The organism is Rhodococcus sp. R1101 (assembly GCF_000278445.1).
GTDB lineage: Bacteria > Actinomycetota > Actinomycetes > Mycobacteriales > Mycobacteriaceae > Rhodococcus > Rhodococcus gordoniae.
This window is the reverse complement of sequence record NZ_AJVB01000423.1, coordinates 1-3408: the sequence shown is the minus strand read 5'-3', so window position 1 is coordinate 3408 and position 3408 is coordinate 1. Positions and strand designations below refer to the sequence as shown.

At 70.7% G+C, this 3408-nt stretch carries 5 protein-coding genes and 1 pseudogene; all 6 read right to left on the bottom strand.

The features are described from left to right. Window positions 1–370 (bottom strand): imidazole glycerol phosphate synthase subunit HisF (hisF, locus tag R1101_RS0119140; RefSeq protein WP_016934940.1); only part of this gene is annotated, 370 nt, incomplete at its 3' end. Then, the gene (locus R1101_RS0119135; RefSeq protein ID WP_016934939.1) at window positions 367–1209 is read right to left on the bottom strand and encodes an inositol monophosphatase family protein; all 843 of its coding nucleotides are present in this window, start codon (window positions 1207–1209) and stop codon (window positions 367–369) included. The genes R1101_RS0119135 and hisF, both read right to left, overlap by 4 nt. A 3-nt stretch (window positions 1210–1212) precedes the next feature. After that, the gene (priA, locus tag R1101_RS0119130; protein WP_016934938.1) at window positions 1213–1947 is read right to left on the bottom strand and encodes a bifunctional 1-(5-phosphoribosyl)-5-((5-phosphoribosylamino)methylideneamino)imidazole-4-carboxamide isomerase/phosphoribosylanthranilate isomerase PriA; all 735 of its coding nucleotides are present in this window, start codon (window positions 1945–1947) and stop codon (window positions 1213–1215) included. Between the two features lie 130 nt (window positions 1948–2077). Further along, window positions 2078–2332: a hypothetical protein gene (locus R1101_RS0119125; protein WP_026003470.1), complete on the bottom strand. Its 255-nt coding sequence runs from the start codon at window positions 2330–2332 to the stop codon at window positions 2078–2080. Then, window positions 2329–2965, bottom strand: a pseudogene (hisH, locus tag R1101_RS27560) (imidazole glycerol phosphate synthase subunit HisH). Before hisH ends, R1101_RS0119125 begins: the two are co-directional and overlap by 4 nt. A gap of 10 nt (window positions 2966–2975) precedes the next feature. After that, window positions 2976–3408: MFS transporter (locus R1101_RS0119115; RefSeq protein ID WP_016934937.1), on the bottom strand; the 433-nt coding region annotated here is incomplete at its 5' end.

The window sequence follows — 3408 nt, the reverse complement described above, 5'->3', positions numbered from 1 at the left end:
GCGAGCCGAAGCGCTCGGACATCTCGCGCAGCACCTCGGGCCGGGCGATGGCCGCGGTGTTGACCGAGACCTTGTCGGCGCCGGCACGCAGTAGACGGTCGACGTCCTCGACGGTGCGGACGCCACCTCCCACGGTGAGCGGGATGAACACCTGCTCGGCGGTGCGCGTGACGACGTCGAGCATGGTGCCCCGGTCGCCGCTCGACGCGGTGACGTCGAGGAAGGTCAGTTCGTCGGCACCCTGCTCGTTGTAGAGCGCGGCGAGTTCGACCGGGTCACCCGCATCGCGCAGGTTCTCGAAGTTGACACCCTTGACCACCCGCCCCGCGTCCACGTCGAGGCACGGGATGACCCGCACGGCCAGTGTCATGTTCGATCTCCTTCGGAACCCGACTGCTCGGCCACGGACCGTTCCGTCGCCGACTGCACAATCTCCAGTATCTCGCCGTGCACTCCGGGCGCTGCGGCGACCACCGATCCGGAGCCGATCCGCCATGGTTCGCCCGCGAAGTCGGTGGCGACGCCACCGGCCGCCCGCACCAGCGCGACACCGGCCGCGTTGTCCCACGGGTGGTGGCCGAACACGACCGAACCGCCGATCGCACCTCCCGCGGTGAATGCCAGGTCCGCACCCGTGGAGCCGTGCATCCGCAACCGCGCGACCCGCCGGCTCAGCTCGGTGATCACGGCGAGGCGGCGGGTGCCGGGAACGCGCCCGCGACTGTCGATGTCGAAACTGCCGACGGCGATCATCACGTCCTCGAGCCGTGCCGGTTGCAGCGGTTCGGTGGGCGTTCCGTTCACGAGCAGCGGCCCCTCGGCGATTCCCGCGAAACGCTGCTTCGTGAGGGGCAGCCACGTGAGTCCGAGGATCGGCTCCCCGTTCTCGACGAGCGCGAGGAGGATCCCGGCCATCGGCAACCCGGCGGAGTAGTTGATCGTGCCGTCGATCGGATCGAGCAACCAGACGGTGCCCTCCCCCGCGGACGGGCCGCCGAATTCCTCACCGTGCACGGCGATACCGGTGCGCTCGGCGAGGGCACCGGAGATCCGCCGTTCGAGTTCGAGATCGAGGTCGGTCGCGAAATCGTTCGGGCCCTTGTCGACGGAGCGCGGCGCACCGTGCCCGGCAACGAACCGTTCCGAGACCTCGTCGAGCACACCGCTCGCGATCGCGAGCAGCCGGTTCAGGTCGGCGGGATCGGCCATCGGTCAGCGCGAGACGGCGTCGAGCGCTTCGGTCAGGGTGAATCGGCCCGCGTAGAGCGCCTTTCCGATGATGGCGCCTTCGACGCCCTCGTCGGTGAGCGTCGCGATGGCACGCAGGTCGTCGACGGTCGAGACGCCGCCGGACGCGACGACCGGCGCGTCGGTGGCCGCGCACACCTCGCGGAGCAGATCGAGATTCGGGCCGCTGAGCGTGCCGTCCTTGGTCACGTCGGTGACGACGTACCGCGAACAACCGTCGCGTTCGAGACGCTCGAGTACCTCCCACAGGTCGCCGCCGTCGGAGACCCAGCCGCGGCCGCGCAGCCGCCACCGGCCGTCCAGGAACTTGACGTCGAGGCCCACGGCGATCCGGTCGCCGAACTCACCGATGACGCGGGAGCACCACTCGGGGTTCTCGATCGCGGCGGTGCCGAGGTTCACGCGGGCGCACCCCGTCGCGAGGGCCGCGGCGAGGGTCTCGTCGTCGCGGATGCCACCCGACAGCTCGACCTTCACGTCGAGTTCGCCGACGACGTCGGCGAGGAGTGCACGGTTGTCGCCGCGGCCGAACGCCGCGTCGAGATCGACCATGTGCACCCATTCGGCTCCGGCGTTCTGCCATTCGAGGGCGGCATCGCGGGGCGAACCGTATCCGGTCTCGCTGCCCGCCTCTCCCTGAACGAGGCGAACTGCTTCACCGTTGACGACGTCGACTGCGGGCAAAAGGACCAGGCTCACTGCGTACACATTAGTGCCAGGACCGGTGACGACGCCAAATGCGGGGGTGGCCGCGCCGGGGCTCGCGTACTTCGCGCGCTCGACCGGGGTTCGCTGCCCCCACATGCGGGGCGAACCCCGGTTCGGCGCGTCAGGTTCCGGGACGGTCGTCCTCGCCGGTGCCGAAGGCGCGGCGGGCCGACCGCGTCGACACGACACCCATCGCCGCGACGGCCGCGACGATACCGAGGAGTGCGACGACCAGCCCGACGACCGGCGTGGGCCGGACCGCCACGACGACGATCGCGGTGACGAGCAGCACGACGGTCGCCGTGCCGACGGACATCAGGGCGTGACGGCCGAAGGAGAAGTCTCCGCTCGACCGGCCGCGCCGCGGGTCGGTCACAACGAGTCGACCCAGTTCTGCAGCAGCTGCGCGCCGGCGTCGCCGGACTTCTCCGGGTGGAACTGGGTGGCCGACAGCGGACCGTTCTCCACGGCGGCGACGAACCGGCTGCCGTGTTCGGCCCCAGGTCACCTTCGGCGGGGCGAGGCGCTCGGGAGCATCCAGTTCCCACGTGCGGGCGGCGTAGGTGTGGACGAAATAGAACCGGGTGTCGGCGTCCATGCCGGCGAAGAGCACCGAATCGGCGGGGGCCTCGACGGTGTTCCAGCCCATGTGCGGCAGCACCGGCGCGTCCAGACGCTCGACCGTGCCCGGCCACTCCCCGCAGCCCTCGGTCTCGATGCCGTGCTCGACGCCGCGTTCGAACAGGATCTGCATGCCGACGCAGATGCCGAGCACCGGGCGTCCACCGGCGAGGCGGGTACCGATGATCTTGTCTCCGCCGACGCTGCGCAGGCCCTTCATGCACGCGTCGAAGGCACCGACGCCGGGGACGACGAGCCCGTCGGCGGCGAGCGCGATCTTCGGGTCGGCGGTGACCTCCACGTGCACGCCGGTACGGGCGACTGCCCGCGTGGCGGAGTGGAGGTTACCCGAGCCGTAGTCGAGGACGGCGACCGTGGTTGCGCTCATGATGTCGATTCTATGTGGTGGGACGGGGACGTTCCGACGGCCCGGCCAGCCGGGCGAGCAGGGGCAGCGTCGGGACCAGCACTGCGGCCACGGTGAAGGCGACGGGATATCCTGCCGCCGCTGCCAGCGCGCCGAGCGCGAACGACCCCGCACCCGTGCCGGCGTCGAAACCGATGTTCCAGGCGGCGCTCGCGGAGCCGGTGTTGCCTGCGCCGGCACGGCGGAACGCGACCAGCAGTGCTTCGTTCTGGACGACACCGAATCCGAGACCGAAGGCGATCGCGGCGACGATCAGCAGGACCGCTCCCCCTCGGTCGTCGGCGACGAGGGCGAAGGGAATCATCGCCAGGCCCGCCAGGCCGAGACCGACGGGCAACAGCTTGCCGGCGCCGATCCGATCCGCGACGGAACCTGCCGCATACCGCCCGATCAGCGAGGACGCG

Bases quoted from the DNA above. Each gene is read 5' to 3' on its own strand.
- R1101_RS0119135 (WP_016934939.1), bottom strand. From the start codon at position 1,209: ATGGCCGATCCCGCCGACCTGAACCGGCTGCTCGCGATCGCGAGCGGT.